The organism is Microcystis sp. M20BS1, from assembly GCF_020245305.1.
Lineage (GTDB): Bacteria > Cyanobacteriota > Cyanobacteriia > Cyanobacteriales > Microcystaceae > Microcystis > Microcystis ichthyoblabe_A.
Genome location: NZ_JADBUZ010000059.1, coordinates 1 through 2,728 on the forward strand (window position 1 = coordinate 1; position 2,728 = coordinate 2,728).

The 2,728-nt window shown below is 37.5% G+C and carries 2 protein-coding genes and 2 pseudogenes; all 4 read left to right on the plus strand.

The genetic code is table 11. The features are described 5' to 3' along the window. Window positions 1-350: pseudogene (locus tag IM507_RS05915) on the plus strand (Uma2 family endonuclease); the annotation flags it as partial. Window positions 351-466: 116 nt separating this feature from the next. Next, on the plus strand, window positions 467-1,891 hold the full coding sequence (locus IM507_RS05920; RefSeq protein ID WP_002737275.1) for a carotenoid oxygenase family protein: 1,425 nt from the start codon (window positions 467-469) through the stop codon (window positions 1,889-1,891). Window positions 1,892-1,936: 45 nt separating this feature from the next. Next, window positions 1,937-2,002, plus strand: a pseudogene (locus IM507_RS23655) (DUF4351 domain-containing protein); the annotation flags it as partial. Window positions 2,003-2,158: 156 nt separating this feature from the next. Further along, the coding region (locus IM507_RS05925) for an RpnC/YadD family protein (RefSeq protein WP_272072000.1) at window positions 2,159-2,728 on the plus strand (570 nt) is incomplete at its 3' end.

Genomic DNA, 2,728 nt, shown 5'->3' on the forward strand with positions numbered 1-2,728 from the left:
ATTTTCAAGGATGGTTGAGACAGGAAGGACTATTAAGTTCTATACCTGAGATTAAGGGATGGGTTAGTCCTCGGTTAAGTATCCGATTTGATTTGAGAGAAGATGGGTTAGAAATTTATAGTTTAGATGGTCAGAAATTTTCAACTTCTCTTGAGTTATCTCAAAAAGCTGAACAAGCGAGTTTACAATTAGAACAAGAGCGTCTTAAAGCTGAACAAGCAAGTTTACAATTAGAACAAGAGCGTCTTAAAGCTGAACAAGCAAGTTTACAATTAGAACAGGAGCGTTTTAAAGCTGAATGTTTAGCTGAATATATCCGTTCTCTGGGAATTGATCCCGATACTTTATAATGATATAATTTATCGGTTGTGACGAATACTAATTAACTGGTAAACTTCCGAAATTATTGTCATTGAACCTAGTCTAGGGCTATACTCAACTATGTAATCACTAAAAAAGCAAATCTATGAAAGCTTGGGCAAAATCTTTAGAAAAACCAGCAGTGGAATTTTCTGAAACCCAATTAACCTTATTATCGGGGAAAATTCCCGATGGATTGCGGGGTAGTCTCTATCGCAATGGTCCGGGGAGATTAGAAAGAGGTAAGCAAAAAGTTGGTCATTGGTTTGACGGAGATGGGGCAGTTTTAGCTGTACATTTTCATGATAATGGAGCCAGTGCCACCTATCTTTATGTTCAGACTGCTGGTTATCAGCAAGAAAGTACCGCTAATCAATATTTATTTCCTAATTATGGCATGAATGCCCCCAGCTTCTTTTGGAATAATTGGGGAAAAGAGGTAAAAAATGCCGCTAACACCTCGGTGTTAGCTTTACCCGATAAATTATTAGCTCTCTGGGAAGGGGGTTTTCCCCATAAATTAGATTTACAATCTTTAGAAACCCTAGGTTTAGATAATTTATCTAGGTTACAAGCAAAGGAAACTTTTTCCGCTCATCCTAAGCTAGATTTGTCCAGAGGAGAGATTTTTAATTTCGGGGTGACAATCGGTGCTAAAGTTAGTTTAAATCTCTATAAGTCTGACTCCACTGGTCAAATTATCCAGAAAAACACTTTTGAGTTAGATAGATTGTCTCTGCTGCATGACTTTGTTTTAGCAGGACAGTATTTGGTCTTTTTCGTTCCACCGATAAAAGCGGATAAATTATTGATACTGTTGGGATTTAAAACTTTTAGTGATGCCATGCAGTGGCAGCCAAAATTAGGAACAAGAATACTAATTTTTGAGCGAGATTCTCTGGAATTAGTCAGTGAAAGTGTTACCGATTCATGGTTTCAATGGCACTTTGCTAATGGTTGTGTGAATGAGCAAGGCAATCTTGAAATTGTTTTTGTCCGTTATGATGACTTTAAAACTAATCAATTTTTAAAAGAAGTTCCCACGGGTGAAACCGAAACCTTAGCCATCGGAAAATTGGCAAGTATTACTATTAATCCCCTATCAGCAAAGGTGATTAATCAGGAAATTCTCTCAGATTTAAGCTGTGATTTTCCTGTGGTTTCCCCGCAACTGGCGGGACAAAAATGGCAAAATACTTTTTTAGCTGTCCATCGTCCCGATAGCGATATTCGTCGGGAAATTATCGGACTTCCCGCTTGTTATAATCACTCCACAGGTAAGTTAACTATTGCCTATCTAGAAAATAACTGTTATGGCAGTGAACCGATTTTTGTCTCCGATGGTTTATCTCCAGAGACAGGATGGTTAATCGTCGTGGTTTACGACGGCAATAATCACAGCAGCCAAGTGAGAATCTATGACAGTCAGCAGTTAGAAAAAGAACCCCTTTGCTGTCTGCAATTACCCAGTGTTATCCCTCCCAGTTTTCATGGTACTTGGCAAGAAAAATCAGAAAAAGGCGCTATTTAGAAAACGGGTTTCTTTGAGAAACCCGTTTTCTGGACTTGTGAGAGAGAAGCTTTATTCGATTTCTCTACGGTTGAAGATTTAATCAATTGGTTAAATACTTTAACTGCTTAGTTCTTACGACTGCCTCAAGACGGAGTTATCGAAAACTTTTTTTCGATCTGGCTTTTATGTGTTATAATATCTACCAGAATTAGACTACTTTCCCCATAATGTCATGTTCTTTGAACTGTTGACTGTACCCATCGAAGCGATCACAGACACATTTACATGACTAATAATATTGACCATGATCGCTTATTTAAGGAGTTAATCTCCACCTTTTTTGTCGAATTTATCGAGTTATTTTTTCCTCAATTGATGGATTATTTAGATAGGGACTCGAATACTTTTTTAGACAAAGAAGTATTTACGGATGTCACGGAAGGAGAAAGGTATGAAAGCGATTTAGTCGCACAAGTTAAGTTTAGAGGAAAAGAATCTTTTTTTCTGATTCATCTGGAGGCGCAGGAAAGTTCCCGCAAGTGGTTTAATCGGCGAATGTTTACTTATTTTGCTCGCTTTCATGAGAAATTTGTCTTACCGATTTATCCGATTGTAATTTTTTCTTATTCAAAGCCAAAAAGAGAAGCGATTAGTCAATATGTAGTCGATTTTCCCGATTTTAAGGTATTAGAATTTAACTATCAAGTAGTGCAGTTAAATCAATTAAATTGGCGAGATTTTCTTAATCAACCGAATCCGGTTGCTTCAGCTTTGATGGCGAAGATGAACATTGCCGAGAAAGAGCGAGCCAAGGTAAAAGCGGAATGTCTGCGCTTGTTAATTACTTTAAGGTTA

Excerpts from the sequence above, each read along its gene's own strand:
- IM507_RS05920 (WP_002737275.1), top strand. The coding sequence starts at position 467 with ATGAAAGCTTGGGCAAAATCTTTAGAAAAACCAGCAGTGGAATTTTCT.